Source organism: Nostoc sp., from assembly GCF_036917275.1.
Classification (GTDB): Bacteria; Cyanobacteriota; Cyanobacteriia; order Cyanobacteriales; family Nostocaceae; genus Nostoc.
Genome location: NZ_JBALDF010000060.1, coordinates 34,297 through 59,880, shown reverse-complemented (window position 1 = coordinate 59,880; position 25,584 = coordinate 34,297). Strand labels below are relative to the sequence as shown.

Below are 25,584 nucleotides of genomic sequence, written 5' to 3'. Positions count from 1 at the left end.
GTGAAAAACTTTTAGATGCTAGACTTTGGACTCTTGACTTTTGACTACAAAAGTGTATTAACAACAGAAGAAGGTGTGATCCCATTTTGGGAATCAATGACAATTGTGCCAGGATTTTGTTGATGTGTCTCTTCCTTCACTACACCACGCGCCCTAATTAACTTAATAGCGCGAGTGACGCTTTCTGGCAAAATTACCACCAGACTGTTATTAGGAGCCATATCTAAGCCTTTATTTATCGCTTGGGTTTCATCCAAAATTGATTCATAGCGGCTATCCGGTTTAACTTGGGTGATGCCTTGAATAATCAACTGGGCGGCTGAACCCCGTTGGCGTCCCCGTGTGTCATCGTCTTCTTTGACAATGATGTAATCAAAAATTTGCGCTGCTAATTTGCCCAAAGTAACAAAGTCTTCATCGCGGCGATCGCCTGGCCCACCAATTACGCCAATCCGTTGTCCTGTAGTCCAGTTCTGAACAAAAGAACCTACAGCTTCGTAACTGGCTGCGTTGTGGGCATAGTCTACCAAAGCGTGGTAGTTTCCTAAATTAAATAAATTCATTCGTCCTGGCGTTTGACTAACTGAAGCCCGGAAAGTCCTCAAACCAGCACGAATCTGCTCAATCGTGACGTTTTGTACGAATGCTGCCAAACTTGCTGCTAAAGCGTTGGCAATCATAAACGGTGCGCGTCCGCCCATTGTTAAAGGTATATTTTCTGCTCTTTCTATGCGGTGTGTCCAATCACCTTTAACAATTGACAAATAACCATTTTCATATACTGCCGCTACTCCGCCCTTTTGGATATGCTTTCGCACCAATTCCGAGTCGAGGTTCATTGTAAAGTAAGCAATATTAGCCTTAGTTTTTTCTGACATAGCGGCGACGCGGCGATCGTCGGCGTTAAGTACCGCGTAGCCATCAGGGAATACAGCTTCCGCTACTACACTCTTGAGGTTAGCTAACTGCTCAATGGTATCTATATCACCTATTCCTAAGTGGTCAGAAGCTACATTCAATACCACCCCCACATTTGCTGCTTCAAAGCCCAACCCAGAACGGAGAATTCCACCGCGAGCCGTTTCTAGCACTGCTACTTCCACTGTGGGATCTTGGAGGATGAGGTGGGCACTTTGGGGGCCTGTGTTATCGCCAGCTTCTACTAAATAATCACCGATATATGTTCCATCGGTCGTAGTATAACCTACTACCTTCCCCGTCTGTTTATAAATATGTGCTAGTAGTCGGGTAGTAGTGGTTTTGCCATTAGTACCAGTAACGCTGAGGATTGGAATTTGGCTAGATTGCTCGTTGGGAAATAGCATATCCATGACTGCGCCGGCAACGTTGCGGGGGATACCCACGCTTGGGGCGACGTGCATTCTGAAACCGGGAGCGGCATTAACTTCGACAATCACCCCATCCACTTCCCGTAGCGGACGACCAATATCTGTGGTGACGATATCCAGTCCGGCGATATCCAAACCGATAATCTTGACTACCCGTTGTGCCAACCAGAGATTTTCTGGGTGAATTTCATCGGTACGGTCTACGGCACTACCACCTGTACTTAAGTTTGCCGTTGCTCTGAGATAACAAAGGGTTCCTTTGGGTGGCACGCTATTTAAGGTATAGCCTTGCCTTTCTAGCAGCTGGTAGCTGGTGCGGTCTAGTTCAATCTTCGTTAGGACATTATCATGCCCTTCACCGCGATTTGGGTCAAGGTTTGTTTGTTCAATCAGTTCGGCAATGGTCGATCTGCCATTGCCAATCACATGAGCCGGAACGCGTTCGGCTACTGCTACTACTTTGCCATTTACTACCAGTACCCTGTGGTCGCGTCCAACGTAATATCTTTCGACGATAATTGACCGGGAAACTTGTCTAGCAGCTTCGTATCCGGCTTCAGCTTCTTCCCAAGTTCTGATATCAATGGTGATCCCACGTCCATGATTGCCATCCACGGGCTTGATGACGATCGGATAGCCGCCAACGTATTCAATGGCTTGTTCCAAATCGTCTAGGAAGTTGATCACTGTACCTCTAGGTACTGGCGCACCAGCGGCAGCGAGGATGCGTTTAGTGGCTTCTTTATCACAGGCTAGTTCTACGCCCAGAATGCTCGTGTTGTCCGTCATTGTGGCCTGCATCCGCTTTTGGTTCACGCCGTAGCCTAGCTGAATTAAAAAGCGGGCTTCCAGAGACATCCAGGGAATACCTCTTTTTTCTGCTTCTTTGACGATCGCTTCAGTGGAAGGGCCTAAGGAAGCATCACGGGTGAAGTCTTTCAGGTCTTGGATATCTTGTTCTAATTCTGCCTTGGGATAACGGCCTCGATCAACGATACTCTGGCATAACCGCACCGCAGCTCGTCCAGCGTAGCGTCCCGCTTCCTCATTCAGGTACTCAAGCACTACTTGATAAATTCCGGGTGTGGCAGTTTCGCGGGTGCGACCAAAGCCGACATTCATTCCAGCTAATTCCTGGAGTTCTAGGGCTACGTGTTCCACAACGTGGCCGATCATAGTGCCTTCTTTGACTCGCATTAGAAAACCACCACGACAGCCAGGCGAACAATAGTGACCCTCCAGACTAGGCAGCGCCTCAACTAATCCTTCATAAAAGCCAGGGATTTCATTCGAGGGCGTCTCGCCAAGGGTTTCTAAATCAAGGCGCATGACGATCAGTTTGTGGCGTCGAATGCTCCAATAGTTTGGGCCGCGTAAGGTCTGGATCTTGAGAATTCTCATGGGAATAGGTAGATGGAGATTCGGAACCAAAATTCTAGTTTCTTACTGGAATTGACCGCCGAACTGTTCATTACAAACAGTTTTTTCTTTTTACATAGTATTCTTATCATTTTTCTACGGTAAGAAATAAATGTGCGGTCAACCGACTTTGGATTTTAGATTTATGATTTTGGATTCAAAGAGACAATTAGGGTACTTAGCTCTGGTAATTTTAGATTTACGATCGCGTAGCGTTAATGAGTCATTGAGGGTTTTTTAGATTTGTTTAGCCTACTTTCTGGCAGCATCTGCCGAAAAGCTCTTTGAATCTAAAATCCGTCTTGAAAAGTTTGCTACGGAGGGAAACCCTCGTCACAACTTTTCGCAAAATCCAAAATCTAAAATTTGCGGTCAACTCAGTGTAACCTCAGATACTCTATCCCGTCAGCTGGAGATTCGATGTACAGCAGGCAGTACAGTGCGCTGGTACAAGTGGAAGCGATCGCCATAGCTGAGGATATGCAGACGTAAATTATGCACGGTTAACGGTTCATTAGCACCAACATGGGGTTCGTTAGTGTGGGTGAGTTCAGTGGGATCAACAATGGTGACACTGCCTTTACCCATAACTTGTAGCCAACCATCACGTTCAAACACTGCACAAGTATCTTCGTCAATGCCAATACCTAAGCGATCGGGATGAGCTGCGATCGCGCTAATTAACCGCCCCATCCGATTCCGGTTGTTAAAATGTTGGTCAACGATTACTTCTGGAATAAATCCCAAACCCGTTGCCATATCTACCAGGGAACGATTTGGCGACTCTCCACTCCCACCGCCAGCAATCATGTGATGCCCCATCACTGCCGCTCCTGCACTAGTGCCTGCTAACGTCAGTTGCCCTGCCCTCACTCTCTGCCGAATAATTTCCATTGCTGGCGTATCTGCCAATACGCCACACAGACGCAGCTGATCTCCTCCTGTCAAAAATACCCCACTACAGGCTTCTAAGGATGCTTTGATCTGAGAGGCTTCACACTGTTCTCGTTCGCGGATGTCTAAAATTTCTACCTTCTGGGCACCCATTTCTTCAAAAATGCGAATATACCGACCACCAATAATGGCGGGTTCGCGAGAGGCAGATGGAATAATTGTAATATAAGCCTTACTAGCACCAGCACGTCCAAAAAAAGTTCGTAGGATTTCGCGCCCATGAACTTTGTCTTCTGCGCCTCCGATAACCAGAACGGCGGTTTTAGTTGCTTGGGGTGTCCTCATTTCCAGCGATTTAGCTTGTAATTGCGGCATTTTGTTTCTCCTGTCAACAACTTCAGGTGAATTTAACAAGGATCAGTTGCAGCCATGATTTTTGCGCTTTGCTTCTTTGGGAGGACACTTTTTGGAAGTTTGGAACTGAGTCAGCCACTCTCCAAATTCTCGCTTAACGCTCGTGTTGCCTCAGTCTAAACGTCTTCGTTCCCATCCTCAAAGCCAGGGCCTTGTTTTTCACCTGTCCACTTGCAGCAGGGCAAAATAGTCTTTAGGGGGCTAGATTCCCCCTCTGGGACTGGGGACGAGCAGTTAAGACTATGCTTTTTTCTGAGGCTGGCTCGATGCATCCTGGAAGTTGTTAACTTGATATGATTATTAATTTAAATGTACTTGTGACAACATTTAAACATAAATTAAGTAATTAGAAAAACTTTTGATCCCATCTAAAATCCAAGAGACCTGGTAGTTTTAGATACTATTGATAAAGTTTAACTGGAGTTTGACTCGACCTTGGCTTGGCGGTGTTTGCTAGACATCCAAATTTAAGATTAGTGTCCTTGAATACGAATAACTGTGCGCTTTGATATAGTTACACTTTTTCCTGACTGTTTTAACTCTGTTCTCAATTCTGGGTTACTGAGTAAAGCCTTAGCTAAACAGATTGCCCAAGTGCATCTGATTAATCCACGGGACTTTACCACTGACAAACACCGGAAGGTGGATGATGAACCCTACGGTGGTGGCGTAGGGATGCTAATGAAGCCAGAACCTATTTTTACCGCTGTGGAGTCGCTGCCAACTCTACCCCGAAGAGAAATCATTTTGATGAGTCCACAGGGTCAAACAATTAATCAACCTCTTTTGAAAGAATTGGTGACGAATTATGACCAGTTAGTAGTTATTTGCGGGCATTACGAAGGAGTGGATGAGAGGGTGTTGCATTTGGTAACTCGGGAAGTATCTTTAGGCGATTTTATTTTGACTGGCGGGGAAATTCCAGCAATGGCTTTGATTAATGGTGTAGTGCGACTAATACCAGGAACCGTGGCCAAAACCGAGTCGCTGACAGCAGAAAGTTTTGAGGAGGGGTTATTGGATTATCCCCAATATACTCGTCCTGCCAATTTTCGTGGCTTGAAAGTGCCTGATGTATTGCTCAGTGGGAATCATGCAGCGATCGCCCGGTGGCGTTACGAACAACAAATTCAAAAAACCCGCGATCGCCGTCCTGATCTCCTGAAAAAATTGGAGCAGGAGGATCTGGGGAAGATGAAGGAGATTGAAAATAACTAATAAACAATCCCTAATAATAAATAACAAATGACAAAAATTCGGATTGGTAACGGCTACGATATTCACCAACTGGTAAGCGATCGCGCTTTAATTTTAGGTGGAATTAAAATTCCCCATGAACTGGGTTTATTAGGGCACAGTGACGCTGATGTACTAACCCACGCAATTATGGATGCCATGCTTGGAGCATTATCTTTGGGGGATATTGGTCATTATTTTCCCCCTAGCGATCCTAAATGGGCGGGAGCAGATAGTTTAGTACTATTAACTCAAGTACATCAACTGATTCGGGATCAAGGTTGGCAGGTGGGAAATATTGACTCGGTGGTAGTAGCAGAACGTCCAAAGTTAAAGCCGCATATTCACAATATGCGTGACAAACTAGCGGCGGTTTTAGAATTACAACCGAATCAAATTGGTATCAAGGCTACCACCAACGAAAAATTAGGCCCAGTTGGACGTGAAGAAGGTATATGTGCTTATGCTGTTGTCTTACTAGTTGCTTCAGAGTAACTTTTCTTTAGTGCATCAGTGAAACTATTTAATCATCGTTAGGATTGAAATCAATAGGGTGATAGGAGATAAACAAACTTACCTTAGTAGGAAATTAGAGCCATGCAAGCAAAGGCTAAATTAGTTGTTAATTATTTAAAACAAGCTAATATTAACTTGTTGCGACTTACTAATGACACAAAAAAATATTTTTATATAGGCTTAAACCAGCTTTTTGTTAAATTAGAATAAATTCTGTCGTTAACAGAATTTATTCATAGAAGCGGATCTAAAAATATCCTTGAAAAGTATCTTATGGATAAATTGATTATGGAGTGTATAGTTAACCATGCACGCTGACACTCAAATAAAATAAAAATATTTTTAAGCACTAATTACCATGAATTTAGGAAGCGTAAAGTGATAAAGTTTTTCCGAAATAATGACATTCAGTATTTCAATAAACCCCAAGATTTGCTTGATTGACTACAATCTAAATTACATTAATTACACTATCCATGTATTGAAATTATGAAATTTTTGAGAGCAATATTTTTAGCAATTAAATATTTTTGGTTGCCAATAATTTTGAGTTTAGCAATATCAGTTACAGTTACCGCCTGCAACCCAGCTAATTTCAAAAGCGCAACCGCTCAAGTATCTCAATTAGTAGATAGTATTCTCAGTGATCCCAAAACCTTTAACTACCCGCTCAGTCAAGAAAATCCCAATGTTTTTGGTCTAATTTATGAGGGATTAACTACCCAAAACCCCATAACTGGCAAAGTAGAGCCAGACTTAGCAGAATCGTGGCAAATTTCTGATGATAAATTGCAGTTTATTTTTACTTTGCGTGAAGGATTGAAATGGTCTGATGGACAGCCACTAACAGCAGATGATGTGGTGTTTACCTATAATAAAATTTATCTGAATGAGGCAATTCCCACAGATGCTAGAGATGTTCTACGAATTGGTGAAAGTCGGGCATTGCCTAAGGTGCAAAAAATCGATAATCAAAGAGTAAAATTTACTAATCCAGAACCGTTTGCGCCGTTCTTGATAACTATAGGATTACCAATTTTACCTGCCCATAGCTTAGAAAAATCTGTAAATACAAAAGACCAGGAGGGTAAGCCAATATTTCTATCAATGTGGGGCGTTGATACTCCTCCTGATCAAATTGTTGTCAACGGTCCTTATAAGTTAGAGCGCTATGACACTAGTCAACGTGTAATTTTCCGACGCAACCCTTACTATTGGCGCAAAGGACCAAAAGGAGAATCCCAACCTTATATTGAACGGATAGTGTGGCCAATTGTGGAATCAACAGATACTTCACTGCTACAATTTCGTTCTGGCAGTTTAGATACTGAAGGAGTTTCACCAGAATACTTTTCTTTGCTGAAGACGCAAGAAAAGCAGGGTAATTTTAAAATTTACAATGGTGGACCAGCAACTGGTACGACGTTTATTTTGTTTAATTTGAATAAAGGTCAAAGGGATGGAAAACCTCTGGTAGATCCAGTTAAGTCGAGTTGGTTCAACACTGTGGAATTTCGGCAGGCAGTAGCTTATGCTATTGATCGGCAAACAATGATTAACAACACTTTTCGCGGTTTAGGTACTCCACAAGATTCATCAATTTCTGTGCAAAGCCCCTATTACCTTTCACCTAAGGAAGGGCTAAAAGTTTATAATTACAATACGCAAAAAGCGAAAGAACTACTATTAAAAGCCGGATTTAAATATAACGATAAAAACCAACTAATAGATGCTCAAGGGAACCGCGTCCGCTTCTCATTATTCACTAATGCTGGGAACAAGATCCGCGAAGCAATTGGCTCACAGATTAAACAAAACTTGAGTAAAATTGGGATTCAAGTCGATTTCACTCCACTGGCATGGAATACTTATACAGATAAGCTTTCTAACTCCTTAGACTGGGAAGCTTCGATGCTGGGTTTGACAGGTGGATTAGAACCGAATGATGGGGCTAACGTCTGGTCTCCCGAAGGTGGATTGCATATGTTTAATCAAAAACCCCAAGCAGGACAAAAGCCGATTGAGGGTCGGAAGGTGGCTCCTTGGGAAGCAGAAATTGGTAAGCTTTATATTAAAGGAGCAAAGGAGTTAGACGAAGCGAAGCGAAAAGAAATTTATGCCGAAACCCAACGGATTACCCAGGAAAATTTACCGTTTATTTATCTAGTTAACCCCTTGTCACTGTCAGCGGTACGTAATCGTTTTGAAGGGATCAGATTCTCCGCCCTTGGTGGCGCATTATGGAACATTTATGAAATTAAAGCAGTTGATTAGTCATTAGTCATTAGTCATTAGTCATTAGTTGTCCATTAACTAATGGCTAATTATAAATAACAAAGCACAAAGGATAAACGACTAATGACCGATGAAAAAGCTTTGCGATCGCTCCTCGAAGCGGTTGCCAATGGTAAAGTTACCCCAGATACGGCATTAGACTCACTCAAAGATTTAGCCTATGAATCTGTAGGTGAGTTTGCCAAAATTGACCATCATCGCCAGCTAAGAACTGGTTTCCCAGAGGTGATTTGGGGCCCTGGTAAGACTCCTGATCAAATTGCTCAAATTATGGAGGTGATGCGCCTCCGCAATCCGGTGGTGATGGCAACTCGCATTGAACCAGCAGTTTATACAGCACTGCAATCAAAAGTTAGCGGTTTGCGATATTACGAATCGGCGCGAATTTGTGCGATCGCTCCCCCTACTATCGAACCACAATTCTGGGGTGAAATTGTCATTCTTTCTGCTGGTACCGCCGATTTACCCGTTGCAGAAGAAGCTGCTGTCACTGCTGAACTTTCTGGTTTTCGCGTCCAGCGCCTCTGGGATGTTGGTGTTGCTGGGATTCACCGCTTATTAAGTAACCGTCACCTGATTGAATCAGCATCGGTGTTGATTGTCGTGGCGGGGATGGAAGGCGCTTTACCCAGCGTTGTCGCTGGTTTAGCAAGTTGTCCTGTAATTGCTGTACCCACCAGCATCGGTTATGGCGCAAGTTTTGGCGGTTTAGCACCTTTATTGACAATGCTTAACTCTTGTGCTGCGGGAGTAGGCGTAGTAAATATTGATAATGGTTTTGGTGCAGCAGTGTTGGCGGGGCAAATTTTGCGAACAGCCGAGAAATTGCGGTTGGCATCGGCTGCATCTTGAGTTAAGACATTGAAGTTATACCCAATATTTCAGTAAATATCAGTAATTAATGTAAATTAGGACTTACGCAAAAATTGCCAACTTCGCTTAATTTATCGAACCGCCAAGACGAGGCAGTGCGTTGGGCGGCTCTGCCGACTTGAAGCAACTGCCGTGCCAAGAGCGCCGAGAATTCGTAGAGTGTGCGTAAGTCCTATAAATAATAAACTGATGCTGAAATTTGCCACCCCTAACTTCTTAATCACCAAAGATGAGCAATTACAGCGATTGGACATCTCAGTTACTTTGGCATTTGCCTGTAAATTTGACAGCAGTAGCACCAACAATCACCGACCCAGACGTTATGGGTCAGATGCAAAAAGCTTGGAGCCACTTTATACAAACAGGTCAAGTGTGGGCATTGTTGATTGGTTTACTCATTGGCTATATGATTCGGAATTTAACTAGCTACGGTTAAAGTAATTTTGAATTTTAGATTTTGGATTCATGATTAATCCAAAATCTAAAATTGATGCCCCTTTCTTGATAATTTATGACCGAAAAACAAACTTGGAGCCAGCGGTTTGAATCAGCGTTGCATCCAGCGATCGCTCGTTTTAATGCCAGTATAGGTTTTGATATTGAATTAATAGAATATGACCTCACTGGTTCTCAAGCTCATGCCAAAATGCTAGCTCACACGGGCATTATCTCCCAAGAAGAAGGTGAGCAACTGGTTGCAGGTTTAGAAGAAATTCGCCAAGAATACCGCCAAGGGAAATTTCAGCCTGGTGTCGATGCTGAAGATGTCCATTTTGCAGTTGAAAAACGACTAACAGAAATTGTCGGCGATGTGGGTAAAAAGCTGCATACGGCGCGATCGCGTAATGACCAAGTTGGTACTGATACCAGACTCTACCTCCGCGACCAAATTCAGCAAATCAAAAGCGAATTGCGGAAATTTCAAGGTGTTTTACTGGATATAGCCCAAAAGCACGTTGAAACCCTGATTCCTGGCTATACTCACCTACAACGTGCCCAACCCCTGAGTTTAGCTCACCACCTCTTGGCATACTTTCAAATGGCGCAACGCGACTGGGAACGCTTAGGAGATGTTTCTCGCCGCGTGAATATCTCACCTTTGGGGTGCGGTGCCTTAGCGGGAACTACTTTTCCGATTGACCGCCACTACACAGCCAAACTCTTGGATTTTGAGGATATTTATGCTAATAGCCTTGATGGAGTGAGCGATCGCGATTTTGCGATCGAATTCTTGTGTGCTGCTAGCTTGATTATGGTTCACCTCAGCCGCCTTGCAGAAGAAGTCATTCTTTGGTCATCTGAAGAATTTCGCTTTGTCACCCTCAAAGATAGCTGTGCCACGGGTTCCAGTATCATGCCCCAAAAGAAAAACCCCGATGTACCAGAACTTGTGCGGGGGAAAACGGGGCGTGTATTCGGTCATCTTCAGGCGATGTTAGTGATTATGAAGGGGCTACCCTTGGCATATAACAAAGACCTGCAAGAAGATAAAGAAGGTCTATTTGATAGTGTCAACACAGTCAAAGCCTCTCTAGAAGCGATGACGATTTTGCTCAGGGAAGGCTTAGAATTTCGTACCCAGCGGTTAGCAGAAGCTGTGGCGGAAGATTTTTCCAACGCTACCGATGTAGCAGATTATTTGGCAGCACGAGGCGTCCCTTTCCGGGAAGCTTACAATCTTGTGGGTAAGGTGGTAAAAACTAGTATTGCCGCAGGTAAACTCCTGAAAGATTTGAAATTGGAAGAGTGGCAAGAACTACATCCGGCATTTGCAGCAGATATTTATGAGGCTATATCCCCTCGTCAAGTTGTGGCAGCCCGTAATAGTTACGGTGGTACTGGCTTTGTACAGGTAAGTAAAGCACTCATAGCTGCCCGCACTCAAATTGCTGTCGAGTAATAAATAAGGGCGTACAAATAAATGTACGCCCTAAAAAATAAATAATCTAAATAACAAGGATTTAAGCAGACAGCTTAGTCAGTGTCAGCAGCTGTTGCTGCGCCTTCTTCTTCTTCACTCTTCGGTGGTCTTTGTTGGAACCTTCTCTGCATTCTTCCTGTAGTAGTCCGTTTACGAAACTTTCTGGCATACGCCTGGTTCCGTAGCGCCTTCTCTTTTTTCGGGTTACGGCGCTTGGCCATGTTCACCTCATTAAATAAACAACAAAAAAGTCGCAACTAGGCATTACGTAGGCAATATCAGCTATCAATGTTATTGATATAGTTGTAGCCTAGTGCAGCAATCGATACGCTTTAAACAATGAACTAGTCTACCGCATTTAACTTTTTATGTCAATAACAATTTAGAATTATCCCCACCAGCTAGACGAAAAATACCTTTTTTTTGATTCAAATACGTCAAAGGGATGTAAATGAGCTAACTAATTGTTGTTTTTAGAACAAACCAATCAAGAAGCTATCTCACTAATAAAATTCAGTATTCGTTAGACCTAAATCGAATACATTGCTTTCACCTTTATCATTCAACGCAAAGTGAAATAGATGCAAGCAAAATTTACAGAAAGTCGGCGCTCGATTACCCACCCCTTAAAAGGGGTAGATGAGCTTAACGTTTTGCCCTATTTGTGCGACAACGCTTTTTATTGATGGTTTTAGGAAAGTTTTTCAAGCTTCTTCTCAGTTAATTTGGATAGCTTATTACGTTTGAATGCTGAAGGGGCACCGAGAGTAGCGAGGGCAAGTAAGCTAAGGATAGAGGTGGGTTCATGTACGGTAATTATGGTTGCAGAAAAACTAATAGGTAACTCACTATCTTCTGTCCCAAAATTTTCAAAACCTGGTGTCAGTGGTGGCGCAGAAATAACCTCTAAATAACTTGGTGTTGGCAAGAAACTAGCGAAAAACGGATTAGAATAGTTTCCCCCTGATGTAGAATACCCAAAACCATCACCTGTTAACTGGTGAGTATTCAGACTAACTAAATTATCAACATCAAAAGGTTCGTTTCCTGGTATTGGAGTCCCTACAGGTTGCAGACCAGTAATTGTTTCACGATTTCGTGTACCAGTAATTGCCACAATATGATAAAAACCCAAATCGTCAGGGGTGTTATCAGTGGTAAAAGTACCAATCGCCTCTATACCACTACCAGAATAATTCCACTTCCAAGTTAAAGCAGAGGCAGGTTGCATTGTCTGGAAAACCAGTCCCGATATGGTGGCGATGACTATGGCAGATAGTAAAGTAAGATTTTTCATAGAAGTTGTGCGATCGCTTTTGACACCAAAAGCGATCGCGGTTCTTATAGAGAGTTTTCGTATATTAAGCTTAAGCTAATGAGCATTCATTTAAGTTGCATATAACCAGGGTTTCAGCCCTTATTACAAGTTAATTAACTCTTGAGAGGCTTAGATGGGAGCGTCGAAAGGTTTATTTTGAAGCATTTATTGATCTCGCTATCATCTACATCTGGATTCATAAAATATTTTAGTGAGATAGGTTCAACATTATCAAGAATTAGGTGGCAATGTCAAACGCCGCTTAATTGTCTCTTTATAATTCAGAATTTAGACTTATTATTCAGATGATTTTTTTGAATGTGTGCTGAAAAACTATTAGTGATAGCTGGTTTGGGCAAGACCAATGTTAGTTCTAAACTGAAAAGTTTTCTGACTTAAAAATATTATATATTAATCCAGTGCTTCTATTGAAACTTGATGTTAGTATTAATAATATTCTACGTAAATCGTGAGAATAAAATCTCAAACCACAAACATTTTTGTATAAAACAAAACTCAACAAAAATTTGATTAGTTGAGCTTATGTAAGTGGTAGGGAACTATAGAATACAACATAGAAATTTTAAAGATTGAACGTTATTGCTTTTTTTCCGGCAGCTGTGCAGTCCACACGTAGCTTATGGCGGATTGGACAAACAGTACTGGGTATCATATTTCGTCATCCCATTACTGGCACTAGTATCATCCCAATTTTACCCGATGGTCAGATAGTACTGATCCGGCGACGTGATGATGGTCTTTGGGCATTGCCTGGAGGGATAGTAGATTGGGGAGAAGATATTCCCAACACAGTCCACCGGGAATTGATGGAGGAAACCGGGCTAGAATTGGTGAAAATTAACCGTTTGGTAGGAGTTTACTCCGCACCAGACCGTGATCCCAGAATCCACTCAATTTGTATTGTGGTTGAAGCTGAGGTACATGGGACAATGGAAATTCAGGATACTTTAGAAGTAATGGAAATCCAAGCTTTTTGTCCCAATTTTCTACCTTTAGGACAAATGTCTCACGATCATACTCGGCAGTTGCAAGACTACTTAAAAGGCTTGACAACATTGGCATAATAATATTTTGTCATTAGTCATTTGTCTTTTGTCAGATGCTAATGACTATTAATTATGGTGCTAAAAGTTAACTACTAAATAAAATGGGTACACTATTCCGTAACTCCCGGAGAAAGCTTTCTCAAGGGCTGGTATTCTGGCGTGAAGTAGGTGAAAAAACTCCTATAATTTTTTTACATGGTGCTTGGAATGAGAGCAGTCAATGGTTATCTGTGATGGAGTCTCTTGCAGAAGATTTCCATTGCTTCGCACCTGATTTGTTAGGGTTTGGTGAGTCAGAGAATCCTAATATCCACCATTCGATAGATTTACAAGTGGAATGTCTAGCTGAATTTGTGCAAGCTGTCAAGATAGAAAAGGTGTATTTAGTAGGGCATTCTCTTGGGGGTTGGATTGCTGCTAGCTATGCTTTAAAGTATCCAGAGAAAGTTGATGGTGTGGTGCTGCTAGCACCAGAGGGCGTAGAAATAGCAGGACAAGAACAGTATTACCAAAAGATGCGGCGATTACTGAACTATCCACCACTAATAGTTAAATTGTTGCGATCGCTCACTCCTTTGACTAAAATCTTAGGTTGGCATGAAAAAATTGCCCAGGACTTGCAGCTGCGTCAGGCGCTATTGCCGTATCCCATAGGTTGTCAGTTACTTTTCAAAAGGCAACAAGCAGAGATTGAAGCGGAATTAGTGCAAAAGCGGCTTTACATGATAGATGTCCCGGTTTTTATTTTACAAGGTGGCCAAGATACATCAGATGCTTTAGCCAAGAGTCGGGTTTATGCTCAACTAATGCCAAAAGTCGAGTTGAAAATGATTACCCATGCCGGAAACGATTTACCAGAATCTTGTGCTGGGGTTGTGGCGATCGAAATTCAGGAGTTTATTAAAAGAAATTAGTAATTACATAAAACTTATATCCAGAAAAGAACGTTTATTTATATTAACTAAATAAACGTAAAGGTTAATAGAATAGCTGGGTCAAAATTTAAATTATTGATTTTCTGCGATATCGATGCTTAGTCTATCTCCAGTTTCTGCATCCACTACCATTAAAACTTTCGATTTTTTAAATTTTTCTGGATGTGGTGTTTTTTCATCACGGACTCGTTGTGCTACATCAATCCCGTTTGGTGCGTCAATTTCAATTAACCAGACACGACGGTTAGGATGTACTTGAGCATTTTCGATGATATCGCCGCCAAGTTTAGTTTTAAATTTGATGTAATCGGCGTAAGTTACAAGCCGTGCATTTTTGAGATTCAACCCTTGTCTTAATTGTCCAATCGCACGTTCTTTTGTAATCATTTGCAAAACGGGTTTTGCGCTGTTATCTGGGTAAAGATATTCTGTCGGTGTTGTTGGTGATGGTGGCTCGGGAATAATAGGCTTGTTTAATTCAGGGGGTCTTCTCAATCCCGGAGGATCACTGTTATCTGGGTTATCTACTGAATTTTGCGCTAATAATGATGTCGTTGGAATTGTTATACCAATCGCCAAAATACCTAAAAACAAAAGCTTTTTCATCTTTTACTCTGTTGATTACAATCTATTAAGGACGTAAGAATTGAATAGCGTTTTGGCTTCCATTTTGTACAGGAAACCAACCCGAATACCACCCACGGTTATTATTTTCTGCGGCGACAGGTGCAGTTCCAGTGTAATTCTGAAATCCTGATGCACCTACAGGATAAGACCAGATATTCTCGACAGAAGTTCCGTTTGTAAATGAATGTTGGTTATCTTGTGACTCGATACCAATATTTAACTGTTTCCCAACATTGTAATTACTTGCCCCTGCAATCGTAATGAAGAAAGCTGCAACGTTATCAACAGATGATTTCCATCGATTAGGTTGGGTTAAATCCCGCTCTAGTTTATATCGATGAGATCCTGTAGGATTTGCGCTGCCAATCCTACCTTCGTAATACCATCTACTACCATCCGCAGTAACACGCTGATAAGTGAAGTAGTGCCCATTCCAGTAAGTTTGATCCTCTAGTTGTGGGTTAGGAATCGTAACTGATGTAGCAGTCAGTCCTTTGCCTCCGCCCAATTCTACCCATTCTCCAGGTCTATTAGTTTGTTGCGGAAAAAATATCCACATTGCTTTGTTTAGCGGGTATGGCGTGGCTGGTGAAGAAATTAAATCTTCAGTCTGTCCATTTGCGGTAAATGCAGCACCATACATATCTTGTATGATGTATCGCTGTGTGTACTGTGAAGATGTTTGTGAAGCATTAACTTTCGTCACACCAAGTATTGAAACTGTCAGTACAAAAGCTGCTATCAATTTTTTGTTCATAGTATGTGAATCTATCCCAATATTTACTTTAATCTCAGTGTTACGGCTTGTAAGTTCTAATATCAAACTAAATCTATACTCTTTATAAATATATTAATAACCGTATATTTACTTAATGATAGAAAATCAGTGTTTACTGATTAGCTAACGAAATTTTATGAAGCTAATATAAAGACATTCCCCAGAAAATCAAATTGGGTTCCACAATTAAATGTGTTGCTATTTCAGGATATAAGGCTTCTAGATAGTTTAATAATAAAGTGCGATCGCCCCCTTTAATGGTAATCTTTCCATTAGGAAATAAATGCCACCACGCCTCAATAAAATCTTTTATTCCAGCAATTAAACTATAAATAACTCCACTTTGAATTGCTTCTGTAGTATTAAGTGCAAAACGTGCTGGTAAAGACGCAATATTTTGCATTTCTACTAATGGTAATTGTCCTGTTTGTTGACCGAGAGCCGCAAATTGCAAACCTATTCCTGGCAGAATTGCACCTCCAATCAGACATTGATTAGCATCCGCAGCCGTAAAAGTCAGCGCTGTCCCAGCATCAATCACCAACATTGGAAAACCCCAAGTTTTCCCCGCACCCCACAAAGCTAAAGCGCGGTCAATTCCTAATGTGGGATACATACCTTTGAGCGGTACTTGGTCTAAAGTAATAACCCGAACGTTGGGATAAGTTTGCCAAATAGCAGTTTGGCTGGGAACTACAGAGGCTATGAGGAGGGGAGGAATCTTTGTGAGAGTGAAAAAATCACTTGGCTGATCGGGTGGAAAAATTTTCTTTAGTAAATCATTCAGGGTTTGACACTTAGTCAACTGCTGTATGAGAGACTCAGGAAAATAGTCAGTATCCCAAGCTGAGGAAAGCGTCTCGTCTAGAAATAATGCCCAATGCAGCCGAGAATTCCCAATTTCCAAAGCTAGCCAAACATTCTTTGTATGTTCTGGGTGCTTATGCGGTTTCACTGTTTTAACTTTTTTAAGTCAGTCATAGGTTTTTTAATAAAAATTAACATTCAAGGCATGTAACAATAAAACTAGGGGAATAAATACTCAATTTGTCAAGGAGGGGAGTTATGGTAGCGCTCACCGAAAAAACTGAAAAACGGCTCACCATACAGACTGTAGAAATCGCTCAAGAGACGACGGCTATTCGCTCTTTGGATTGGGATCGCGATCGCTTCGATATTGAGTTTGGTCTGCAAAACGGTACTACTTATAACTCGTTTATCATCCGTGGGGAGCAGACTGCCTTAGTTGATACCTCCCACGAAAAGTTTCGTCAACTATACTTTGATACGCTTACCGGACTAATCAAGCCAACAGAGATTGATTACTTGATTATCAGCCACACTGAGCCAGACCACAGCGGTTTAGTTAAAGATTTGCTGCAAATGGCTCCAGAAATTACCGTTGTCGGCTCTAAGGTGGCGATTCAGTTTCTGGAGGATTTGATACATCAGCCATTCAAACGGCGGATTGTCAAAAATGGCGATCGCTTAGATTTGGGCAATGGTCATGAATTTGAATTCGTGATTGCCCCAAATTTACATTGGCCGGATACCATTTTCAGCTTTGACCACAAAACCAAAATTCTCTATACCTGCGATGCTTTTGGGCTACACTATTGCTCAGATAGCACCTTTGATGAAGACTTGGCGGCTATCGAAGAAGACTTTCATTACTACTATGATTGCTTGATGGGACCGAATGCACGCTCAGTTTTATCTGCCCTGAAGCGGATGGCTGAATTGAAAACCATCGGGATGATTGCCACAGGACACGGCCCATTATTATCTCACAATGTTGAGGAACTAACTGGACGTTACCGCACTTGGAGCCAAACCCAAACCAAGGCAGAAACAACAATTGGGATATTTTACGTTTCCGAATACGGATATAGCGATCGCCTCGCGCAAGCAATTGCCAACGGTATCGGTAAAACTGGTGTCGCCGTGGAAATTGTCGATTTGGGGTCTGAAGTCGATTTACAAGAACTGCGGGAACTAGTTAGCCGTTGTGCTGGGCTAATCGTTGGTCTACCTCCGGCTTCTGGCGCTGCTAGCATCCAAGCTGCACTCAGTACAGTTTTAGGATCTGCCAAAGAAAAGCAAGCCATCGGCGTGTTTGAAACTGGTGGTGGCGATGATGAGCCGATAGATCCGTTGGTGAGTAAATTCCGCAATTTGGGTTTGACAACGGTTTTTCCCGCAATTCGGATTAAACAAACACCCACAGAAAATACCTACAAGCTCTGTGAAGAAGCGGGTACAGACTTAGGGCAATGGGTAACACGCGATCGCAGCATCAAAGTCATGAAATCTCTGGGTGCTGACTTGGATAAAGCACTTGGTAGACTCAGCGGCGGACTATATATTATCACCGCTAAAAAAGGTGATGTTTCCAGTGCCATGCTAGCCTCGTGGGTGAATCAAGCCAGCTTCAAACCCTTGGGATTTTCTATTGCAGTCGCCAAAGATCGGGCAATTGAATCACTCATGCAAGTAGGCGATCGCTTTGTTCTTAACATTTTAGAAGAAGGCAATTTCCAACCACTAATGAAGCACTTTTTGAAACGGTTCGCCCCAGGTGCCGATCGCTTTGAAGGTGTGAAAACCCAGCCAGCCGAAAATGGTGCCCCCATCCTCACCAATGCCCTCGCGTACATGGAGTGTGAAGTCGTCAGTAGAATGGATTGTGGCGACCATTGGGCAGTATACAGCACCGTCTACGCCGGACGGGTTTCTAAGCCAGATGCTTTAACTGCTGTGCATCACCGTAAAGTCGGTAATCACTATTAGGGACTGGGGACTAGGGATTGGGGACTAGGAACTAGCAAAAAGTTTTCCAAATACCCAATATCCAGTACCCAATCCCCAATCACCAGTACCCAATTCCCAATAAAGCCATGTCAGTAAATCAACCCCGTGACGTTCAAGTTTATCCAATAGCTACAGATACAAGAATACTGCGATCGCGCAGTTGGTCAAGGCTTAGATTTGAAATTGAATATGCTCTTGCTAAGGGTACAACTGCTAATTCTTATTTAATAGAAAGTGATAAAAATGCCATCATTGACCCTCCAGGGGAAACCTTCACGGAAATTTATTTACAAGCTTTACAGCAGCGTTTCCATGTCGAAGAGTTAGATTATGTAATTTTGGGACATGTCAACCCCAACCGCGCTGCGACTTTAAAAGCTTTGTTGGAAATTGCCCCGCAAATCACTTTTGTTTGTTCTAATCCGGGAGCAAAAAATTTACGTGGGGCGCTGGAAAATCCAGATTTGCAAATTATTGTCATGCGGGGAGAAGAAACTCTAGATTTGGGCAATGGGCATAATTTACAATTTATTCCTACCCCCAATCCCCGCTATGCAGATCAACTTTGCACCTACGATCCGCAAACAGAAATTCTCTACACAGATAAGTTATTTGGGGCGCATGTTTGCGGAGATCAAGTATTTGATGAAGGCTGGGAAATATATAACGAAGATCGGCGTTATTATTTTGATTGCCTGATGGCTCCTCATGCCCGTCAAGTTGAAACAGCGCTGGATAAACTTGCCGATTTTCCCGTGCGAATGTATGCCACTGGACACGGACCTTTGGTACGCTATGGCTTAATCGACCTGACCAAAGCTTATCGGGAATGGAGTCAACAGCAAACATCTGCTGACTTGACAGTAGCGTTGATTTATGCATCAGCTTACGGGAATACAGCCACATTGGCTCAAGCGATCGCTCGTGGGATCACAAAAGCTGGCGTTGCTGTAGAATCGATTAACTGCGAATTTACTGAACCAGAAGAAATCCGGGCGGCTGTGGAAAAAGCCGGCGGTTTCATCATGGGTTCTCCTACCCTCGGCGGTCATGCACCCACACCTGTGCAAACAGCTTTAGGAATTGTACTATCCACCGCTACTAACAATAAACTCGCTGGTGTTTTTGGTTCCTTTGGCTGGAGTGGGGAAGCAGTTGATTTAATTGAGGGTAAATTGAAAGACGCTGGCTATCGGTTTGGTTTTGATACCATCCGCGTAAAATTCAAACCCAACGATGCCACCTTACAATTATGTGAAGAAGCTGGAACCGACTTTGCCCAAGCACTGAAGAAAGCTAGAAAAGTGCGATCGCCAAGGCAACCAGCAACAAGTGTAGAACAAGCAGTTGGTCGGATTGTCGGTTCTCTTTGTGTTCTCACAGCAAAAGAAGGCGATCGTTCCAGTGCCATGTTAGCCTCTTGGGTGGCTCAAGCCAGCTTTAGTCCCCCTGGTTTAACCATAGCTGTAGCTAAAGACCGCGCAGTAGAAACACTGACACATTCTGGCAATAAATTTGTCCTCAATATCCTCAAAGAAGGTAATCATTTGGGGTTAATGAAGCACTTCCTTAAACCCTTCGGCCCAGGACAAGACCGATTTGCTGATGTCGCTACCCAAGAAACTGAAAGCGGTTCTCCCATCCTTACCGATGCATTAGCATATTTAGAATGTTCCGTACAAAACCGGATGGAATCTGGCGATCATTGGTTGGTTTATGCAACCGTTGAGAGTGGCAAAGTGCTAAATCAAGACGGCATTACAGCCGTGCATCATCGCAAGTCGGCAACTCATTATTAGACATTTTGTACTTATTCCAGCAATTTTTTAGGGCATTCTTCCATAAAATGTTATCTAGAAAATTTCCGTTTAATATTTTACATAAAGATGTTATGCAGAAAAATTCTATATAACCGCCCTAAGTCAAGTTATTATACTGAGTAAATATGTATACTATCTATAATATGAATAATAAATGTAGAAAAATTCTGCATAGCATCAAGAAAAATGCCTGTAATACTAATACATAGTCATCGATCAAATGATTATACGGAAGATTTTCGTATAAAAATTAGTTATACAGCTTGGACTATGCTAACATTCCAGTGAATTTTTCAGTAAGGAGAAATCAATGGTTACAAGTTTGAAAACGAAAACCTTGGAGAAGGTTGATGTGGCGCAAACCAGTGTTAAATTGCTAAACCTCGACAAAGTTCTTGAAAAGTTTATCTGCACTGAGATTGTTGCGAAAGATACAAGAGACACAGACACAGGCACAAGTGGTGATGATAGACAGAAAGACGATTAGTATTTGGAGCCTGTAAGAAGTACCGAACATCTGCTCTGAATATCCGTTTATTCAGTCCCGTAGTGTAGTCATACCTGCGGGACTGTCTTATAAAACTTGAAAATATTTGTTTTTGAAATTATGTTTGTGCCACTCAATCTAACTCAAGAATAAACAGAATGTTCAGCGTCAACTGCCGAAGGGTCTTCTATGAGGTGATCCCAAAGTACGAGTAATTGAGAGCGATCATCTGATGCTGCTTGGATAAAATTGTCACGATATTGGGAAGCACAAACGGCTAAAATTTGAGACAGAGGTATTTCCTACTGATTCTGAACACTTAATGCTTTCTATTAGAAATCATTGCCATGACGTTACGTGAACTTGAAGATCAAGCACTGAGATTATCTGCCGAGGATCGTTGGCAGTTAATCAATACATTGATGCGATCGCTCCAACCAAAACTCCAGCCAACGTCAAAGCCGAAGGGTTTAGCTGCGAGTTTAATTGGCATTGCGAAGACTGACACCCTGCCACCTACAGATGAAGAAGTCAAAGCCATGCTAGATGAGCGGTTGGTGCAAAAGTATCTGTAATGCGAATTTTATTTGATACAAACATTTTGCTGGATGCTTTGCTAGCGCGTGAACCTTTTGTGGCGGATGCTGCTTTTTTGTTAGAGACGGTTGAATCGGGGCAAGTTGAAGGGTTTATGTCGGCAACAACGGTTACGGATGTGCATTATTTGGTTGGACGCCAAACCAAGAGTGCTGAAGTTGCGATTGCCGCAGTGACTCGATTGTTGGCACTGATGGAAATTTGTGCAGTGGATCGCGAGATGCTAGAACAGGCGATCGCATTGGGGTTAACTGATTTTGAAGATGCGGTGCAGGTAGCATCGGCGATTAAGTTGGGCTTAGAGGCGATCGTTACTCGTGATATAGATGGATTCACAGGTTCACCCATTCCGGTACTCTCACCTAAAGATATGAGAAATCGGTTGATGTCCCTTATGAAGGGGAGGGGGCAAGATTTAAAGTTTCCCCCCTTTATAAGGGGGGATTAAGGGGGGTCTATTCGACTTATGCAAGAGGCATAATCAACTCCAGTAAGTAGATGAAAGCAGACTATTTAGAAGAATCACTTCTTTGTGAGTTGGAGGAGCGTTTGCTTCAACCGGATATACGAAAGTCAGCTAAAGATATCATGGACTTACTTGCTGACGAGTTCATTGAGTTCGGAAGTTCAGGGCGTGTTTTCGATAAACAGCAAATTATCAACAGCTTGCAAAATGAACTTATAAAACCCCTGACTCAAAGAGCGATAACAGAATTCAAAACCTTAGTTTTGGCAACAGGGGTTGTTTTAGTAACCTATCGTATAGTCAGACATATATCTGGGGAACAGCCTGTTCATTCGCTGCGAAGTTCCATCTGGAAATTGAACAATGATCAATGGAAAATGATTTTTCATCAGGGCACTCTGGTTAAAGAATCATAGGTGCAATATAATTAGCAACTGTCCAAAATTATTCATAGTTCATAGTTTTTCCATAGAAAAGGCTCAAGCATTCCTGCCTGAGCCTTTTCTAGATTCAACTAAGTTGCTTTCGCCTATTTAGCTTAGTAGCGACCACCACCGCCGCCACGGTTGTAGCCGCCGCCACCACCGCCACGATTACCACCACCACCGAAGGAACCACCTCGGTCTTCTCTGGGCTTGGCCTTATTTACTTTCAGGTCCCGACCCAGCCATTCAGCCCCATCAAGAGCTTCAATGGCTTTTGTTTCTTCATCTTCTGAACTCATTTCCACGAAAGCAAAGCCGCGTAAACGACCTGTTTCACGATCAGTAGGCAACTGAACACGCTTTACAGCACCATATTCTGCAAAAACAGCACTCAGTGCATCTTGTGTAACTTCATAGGAGAGGTTACCAACGTAAATTGACATTAAATGTCTCCAAAATCATAAGTTTGTAGAGATTTAGATTTCGGAGAGAAGTCTGTAATACCAAGAGGAAAAAGCCTGTCAATACTAAAAACAAACACTGTCGCCGAATTAATTCTCATTTCACTTTCCATGATGACATGGCAACTAATTTTCTGGAGTAAAGTTTGACAAAATGTTATAAAAAGTTATATAGCAGTTAATAGCTAAGTGCTGGGTAGTACCAAAACGGGTGAAGTTATAGCTGCCAGCCACACCCACCCGATAAACTAATCCTCCACTCTCTTTTCTAAATATTGACCAATCATCAACTGCTCACCAGCACGGGAGATGATAGTCTGCCTGGTGCGGTATTTGCTGCCAATTAGCTTTAACTCTTCTTCAAACACTGAACCGTTGTATTCAGTTCGCAAACACAGTGTTTTCGGGTTGGAGAAATAATACTGGGCGGTGACTGGTTTGGATATGGCAAAACCGCGATCGCGATACAAAATGTTTCCCATAGCCCCAAATATCGTTGAACCTTGCGACTCTTTCCTGGCCTTGGGCACATCCGTATCCCATGTAACTGCTGCACCACAGATCAAACTGACTGTATCAGGCAAATCGTGCATCTGAGCTAGCTTTTGCAATTGATCACAGCCCGGCTCTAGAAAATTGATCGTAACTATACTCTCCATCTCCTTGGTTTCTCCCTGAGGTAGGGTGTAATAGCGTCGTTGCGATCGCCACTTACCCTCTGATTCCTGGAAAAATTCCGAAATCTGTGATTCATCTATAGTTTGGACAATTTTTAATAATGATGTCACTTGTAACTTTCCTCATTTAAGATTCGTGGCTGTAGTAGATATCGGTCTTTTCTTTGCTGTATACGCAATTGCTTGATCGAAATATTACAGCGTCAAAAAAAGCAATTTATCTTTACTTTTCTTAATATATCTAATTAACCGTAAAAATTACTAGGCATTTTGCTATAGTTAAATTTTGGTATGTAAGCATAAGTATCATTATTTGATACCGCCCATTTTAGAAGTAGGGGCGTAAAAGTCCGATATCTTCAGGAAACGCAAGTCTTCTACTAAGGGCAGATGGCAATAAATTTAAAAGTATTTATACTAAATTAATAATTGCATCGTCAGCGAAAAAATTGCCTCCTCGATGTAATGACTTAAAGTGGTGAGAATTATTTGCAATAAAAAGTAATTTTTGATACAAGATTCTGCAAGAAGATAGTTAATTGACTCTCGCCGCTTTTCATTGGTCATAATGTTTCAAAATTACTTGGTAATGCACGGCTGTTTAATCCCAAAAGCTCCCAAAATAGGAGAAAAATAAATGATTTTGGACAAAAATAAGCCGCAAAAGCAGGCGAAAATCTCACCTTTCGCAGCCGCTAACCAGGTAATTAATACCCTGTTAGATTCAGTTGTGAAGACTGATCTGGCTGTCGCAGATGTAAAGAGTGGCGTTCACACAAAGGTGTCTTCCCCTTTTGCATCAATATTATTGATTCCCTGTTTGCTGGGCATAGGACTACTGACGGCAAATTGCGGATCACTGCCCAAGGAATCGGCTGATGCGGAATCTCAAAGTCCTGGTAGTGGACAACGTGGTAGTAGTGCAACGGCTGTAGATGTGGCGATCGCTCGAACTGACTTGCTGCAAAAACAACTAGAATATACAGGTAATACAACACCCTTTCGGATTATATCAGTGCGATCGCAGGTAGAAGCCCGGTTATTGGCTTTGAACTTAGATGTGGGCGATCCGGTAAAGCTTGGACAAAACATCGGGCAATTGGATGATGCCATACTTTTGACAGAATTAAAGCAAGCAGAAGCAGAATTAGCAGCCCTCAAATCAGAAGTAGCTAGAGTAACCAATCAAGTAAGCAATGCCCGTGCAAACGTTGAACGGGCGCGGTTAGAAGTGGTACAAGCTCAGGCAGACTCACAACGCCAACAAAATCTATTCAAAGCTGGAGCGATCGCTGAACAAACCGCCCAACAAGCACGTACCCAGGCGCAAACAGCTGCTCAGGCACTACGGGCAGCTCAAGAACAAGTCCGTACAGAACAGCAAGCTGTTGCTGCTGCTCAAGGTAGAGTATTGGCCCAGCAGGCATTAGTTGCTCAAACCAAAGAGCGCAGTTCTTACGCTCGGCTGACATCCCCCATCACTGGCATAGTCACACAAAAGGTGACAGAACCCGGCAATCTTTTGCAAGCAGGTAGCGAAGTTTTGAAAATTGGCGACTTTAACCGTGTCAAAGTCATTGTGCAAGTTTCCGAGTTAGAACTGGCACAAATTCAGGTTGGGCAGTCTGTACAAGTCCGATTAGATGCCTTCCCCAACGAAAGATTAATTGGCAGAGTTACGCGCATTTCTCCAGCTGCGGATGCCACCGCTCGCTTGATACCTGTAGAGGTAGTGATTCCCAACACTCAAGGCAAGATTGGCAGCGGATTGCTGGCGCGAGTAAATTTTGAAAACCAGACACAACAACGGGTTGTAGTGCCGCAAACAGCTATTCAGAAAGCGGGTAGTAAGAACTCCAAGGGTACAGGGGAGACGCAAACAAATGTACCGCAGGACTCTTCCCCATCTAATACATCTAGTACGGCAGAGGCAAAGCCGCAAGACCAAAGTGGAGCAATATTTGTCCTCAAAGACACAGAAGGCAAAACGAAGGTAACAGCACGAGCTGTAATGTTAGGAAAAAGGGCTGATGGTAGAGTGGAAATTTTATCCGGTTTGCAAGCCGGAGAGCGCTATGTTGTTCGTAGTGGTAAGCCGTTAAAAGAAGGTGACACTGTAAGTCTTTCAATTCTTTCAGAAAAGCAATAGTAGGGTGAGCAATAACCACCATACTAATGAAAAAAGTACTCAGTAGTCA

General features: G+C 42.5%; 24 protein-coding genes. 15 read left to right on the top strand and 9 right to left on the bottom strand.

Annotated features, from left to right (window positions below):
• Positions 1-44 precede the first annotated feature (44 nt).
• Together cphA and V7K35_RS23540 are read right to left on the bottom strand one after the other, a co-directional pair.
• A complete protein-coding gene (cphA, locus tag V7K35_RS23545; RefSeq protein ID WP_335082285.1) occupies positions 45-2,750 on the bottom strand; it encodes a cyanophycin synthetase in 2,706 nt (901 codons plus the stop codon).
• A 423-nt stretch (positions 2,751-3,173) separates the two neighbouring features.
• Positions 3,174-4,037: a cyanophycinase gene (locus tag V7K35_RS23540; protein WP_334942831.1), complete on the bottom strand. Its 864-nt coding sequence runs from the start codon at positions 4,035-4,037 to the stop codon at positions 3,174-3,176.
• Between the two features lie 537 nt (positions 4,038-4,574).
• Here V7K35_RS23540 and trmD point away from each other — a divergent pair.
• From trmD to argH, 6 genes are all read left to right on the top strand, one after another.
• On the top strand, positions 4,575-5,294 hold the full coding sequence (gene trmD / locus V7K35_RS23535; protein WP_335082143.1) for a tRNA (guanosine(37)-N1)-methyltransferase TrmD: 720 nt from the start codon (positions 4,575-4,577) through the stop codon (positions 5,292-5,294).
• Positions 5,295-5,321: 27 nt separating this feature from the next.
• Positions 5,322-5,807: a 2-C-methyl-D-erythritol 2,4-cyclodiphosphate synthase gene (gene ispF / locus V7K35_RS23530; protein WP_335082141.1), complete on the top strand. Its 486-nt coding sequence runs from the start codon at positions 5,322-5,324 to the stop codon at positions 5,805-5,807.
• A 510-nt stretch (positions 5,808-6,317) separates the two neighbouring features.
• A complete protein-coding gene (locus V7K35_RS23525; protein WP_335082139.1) occupies positions 6,318-8,102 on the top strand; it encodes an ABC transporter substrate-binding protein in 1,785 nt (594 codons plus the stop codon).
• A gap of 84 nt (positions 8,103-8,186) precedes the next feature.
• The gene (gene larB, locus V7K35_RS23520) at positions 8,187-8,975 is read left to right on the top strand and encodes a nickel pincer cofactor biosynthesis protein LarB (protein ID WP_335082137.1); all 789 of its coding nucleotides are present in this window, start codon (positions 8,187-8,189) and stop codon (positions 8,973-8,975) included.
• 250 nt (positions 8,976-9,225) lie between these two features.
• Positions 9,226-9,432, top strand: coding sequence for a hypothetical protein (locus tag V7K35_RS23515; RefSeq protein ID WP_335082135.1), 207 nt, complete (start codon positions 9,226-9,228; stop codon positions 9,430-9,432).
• A 75-nt stretch (positions 9,433-9,507) separates the two neighbouring features.
• The gene (gene argH, locus V7K35_RS23510) at positions 9,508-10,896 is read left to right on the top strand and encodes an argininosuccinate lyase (protein WP_335082133.1); all 1,389 of its coding nucleotides are present in this window, start codon (positions 9,508-9,510) and stop codon (positions 10,894-10,896) included.
• Between the two features lie 74 nt (positions 10,897-10,970).
• Here the strand turns inward: argH and V7K35_RS23505 are convergent, their stop codons facing one another.
• Both V7K35_RS23505 and V7K35_RS23500 read right to left on the bottom strand, forming a co-directional pair.
• Positions 10,971-11,138, bottom strand: a complete 168-nt coding sequence (locus tag V7K35_RS23505) for a hypothetical protein (protein ID WP_012412073.1) — start codon at positions 11,136-11,138, stop codon at positions 10,971-10,973.
• Positions 11,139-11,608: 470 nt separating this feature from the next.
• Positions 11,609-12,214 carry a PEP-CTERM sorting domain-containing protein gene (locus V7K35_RS23500; protein ID WP_335082131.1) on the bottom strand — a complete coding sequence of 202 codons (606 nt, stop codon included), beginning with the start codon at positions 12,212-12,214 and terminating at the stop codon, positions 11,609-11,611.
• Positions 12,215-12,825: 611 nt separating this feature from the next.
• On the opposite strand from V7K35_RS23500, the gene V7K35_RS23495 reads away from it, so the two are divergent.
• Complete coding sequence (locus V7K35_RS23495; protein ID WP_334797961.1) at positions 12,826-13,320, top strand: NUDIX hydrolase; 495 nt, start codon at positions 12,826-12,828, stop codon at positions 13,318-13,320.
• 83 nt (positions 13,321-13,403) lie between these two features.
• A complete protein-coding gene (locus V7K35_RS23490) occupies positions 13,404-14,216 on the top strand; it encodes an alpha/beta fold hydrolase (protein ID WP_335082129.1) in 813 nt (270 codons plus the stop codon).
• A 93-nt stretch (positions 14,217-14,309) separates the two neighbouring features.
• Here the strand turns inward: V7K35_RS23490 and V7K35_RS23485 are convergent, their stop codons facing one another.
• The 3 genes from V7K35_RS23485 to V7K35_RS23475 all read right to left on the bottom strand — a co-directional run bounded on the left by V7K35_RS23485 (position 14,310) and on the right by V7K35_RS23475 (position 16,597).
• Entirely contained in the window at positions 14,310-14,843 is a 534-nt protein-coding gene (locus V7K35_RS23485) for a hypothetical protein (RefSeq protein ID WP_335082127.1), read from the bottom strand.
• Positions 14,844-14,868: 25 nt separating this feature from the next.
• A complete protein-coding gene (locus V7K35_RS23480; protein WP_335082125.1) occupies positions 14,869-15,621 on the bottom strand; it encodes a type IV pilus modification PilV family protein in 753 nt (250 codons plus the stop codon).
• A gap of 163 nt (positions 15,622-15,784) precedes the next feature.
• Positions 15,785-16,597 (bottom strand): pantothenate kinase, encoded by an 813-nt coding sequence (locus tag V7K35_RS23475; RefSeq protein ID WP_335082123.1) that lies wholly within the window; start codon positions 16,595-16,597, stop codon positions 15,785-15,787.
• Between the two features lie 110 nt (positions 16,598-16,707).
• Here V7K35_RS23475 and V7K35_RS23470 point away from each other — a divergent pair, with 110 nt between their 5' ends.
• From V7K35_RS23470 to V7K35_RS23445, 6 genes are all read left to right on the top strand, one after another.
• Positions 16,708-18,432, top strand: a complete 1,725-nt coding sequence (locus V7K35_RS23470) for a diflavin flavoprotein (protein WP_335082121.1) — start codon at positions 16,708-16,710, stop codon at positions 18,430-18,432.
• 107 nt (positions 18,433-18,539) lie between these two features.
• The gene (locus V7K35_RS23465; RefSeq protein ID WP_335082119.1) at positions 18,540-20,252 is read left to right on the top strand and encodes a diflavin flavoprotein; all 1,713 of its coding nucleotides are present in this window, start codon (positions 18,540-18,542) and stop codon (positions 20,250-20,252) included.
• Positions 20,253-20,583: 331 nt separating this feature from the next.
• Positions 20,584-20,760, top strand: a complete 177-nt coding sequence (locus tag V7K35_RS23460; protein WP_335082117.1) for a hypothetical protein — start codon at positions 20,584-20,586, stop codon at positions 20,758-20,760.
• A gap of 347 nt (positions 20,761-21,107) precedes the next feature.
• Positions 21,108-21,335 (top strand): hypothetical protein, encoded by a 228-nt coding sequence (locus tag V7K35_RS23455; protein WP_335082115.1) that lies wholly within the window; start codon positions 21,108-21,110, stop codon positions 21,333-21,335.
• Entirely contained in the window at positions 21,335-21,805 is a 471-nt protein-coding gene (locus V7K35_RS23450; RefSeq protein WP_335082113.1) for a type II toxin-antitoxin system VapC family toxin, read from the top strand. Before V7K35_RS23455 ends, V7K35_RS23450 begins: the two co-directional genes overlap by 1 nt.
• A gap of 50 nt (positions 21,806-21,855) precedes the next feature.
• Positions 21,856-22,239 (top strand): nuclear transport factor 2 family protein, encoded by a 384-nt coding sequence (locus tag V7K35_RS23445; RefSeq protein ID WP_335082111.1) that lies wholly within the window; start codon positions 21,856-21,858, stop codon positions 22,237-22,239.
• Between the two features lie 122 nt (positions 22,240-22,361).
• Here the strand turns inward: V7K35_RS23445 and V7K35_RS23440 are convergent, their stop codons facing one another.
• Both V7K35_RS23440 and V7K35_RS23435 read right to left on the bottom strand, forming a co-directional pair.
• A complete protein-coding gene (locus V7K35_RS23440; RefSeq protein WP_292701478.1) occupies positions 22,362-22,691 on the bottom strand; it encodes an RNA recognition motif domain-containing protein in 330 nt (109 codons plus the stop codon).
• Positions 22,692-22,957: 266 nt separating this feature from the next.
• Entirely contained in the window at positions 22,958-23,497 is a 540-nt protein-coding gene (locus V7K35_RS23435) for a phycobiliprotein lyase (protein ID WP_335082109.1), read from the bottom strand.
• A gap of 526 nt (positions 23,498-24,023) precedes the next feature.
• Between V7K35_RS23435 and V7K35_RS23430 the strand changes: the two genes are divergently transcribed.
• Positions 24,024-25,535 carry an efflux RND transporter periplasmic adaptor subunit gene (locus V7K35_RS23430; RefSeq protein WP_335082107.1) on the top strand — a complete coding sequence of 504 codons (1,512 nt, stop codon included), beginning with the start codon at positions 24,024-24,026 and terminating at the stop codon, positions 25,533-25,535.
• Positions 25,536-25,584: the final 49 nt, after the last annotated feature.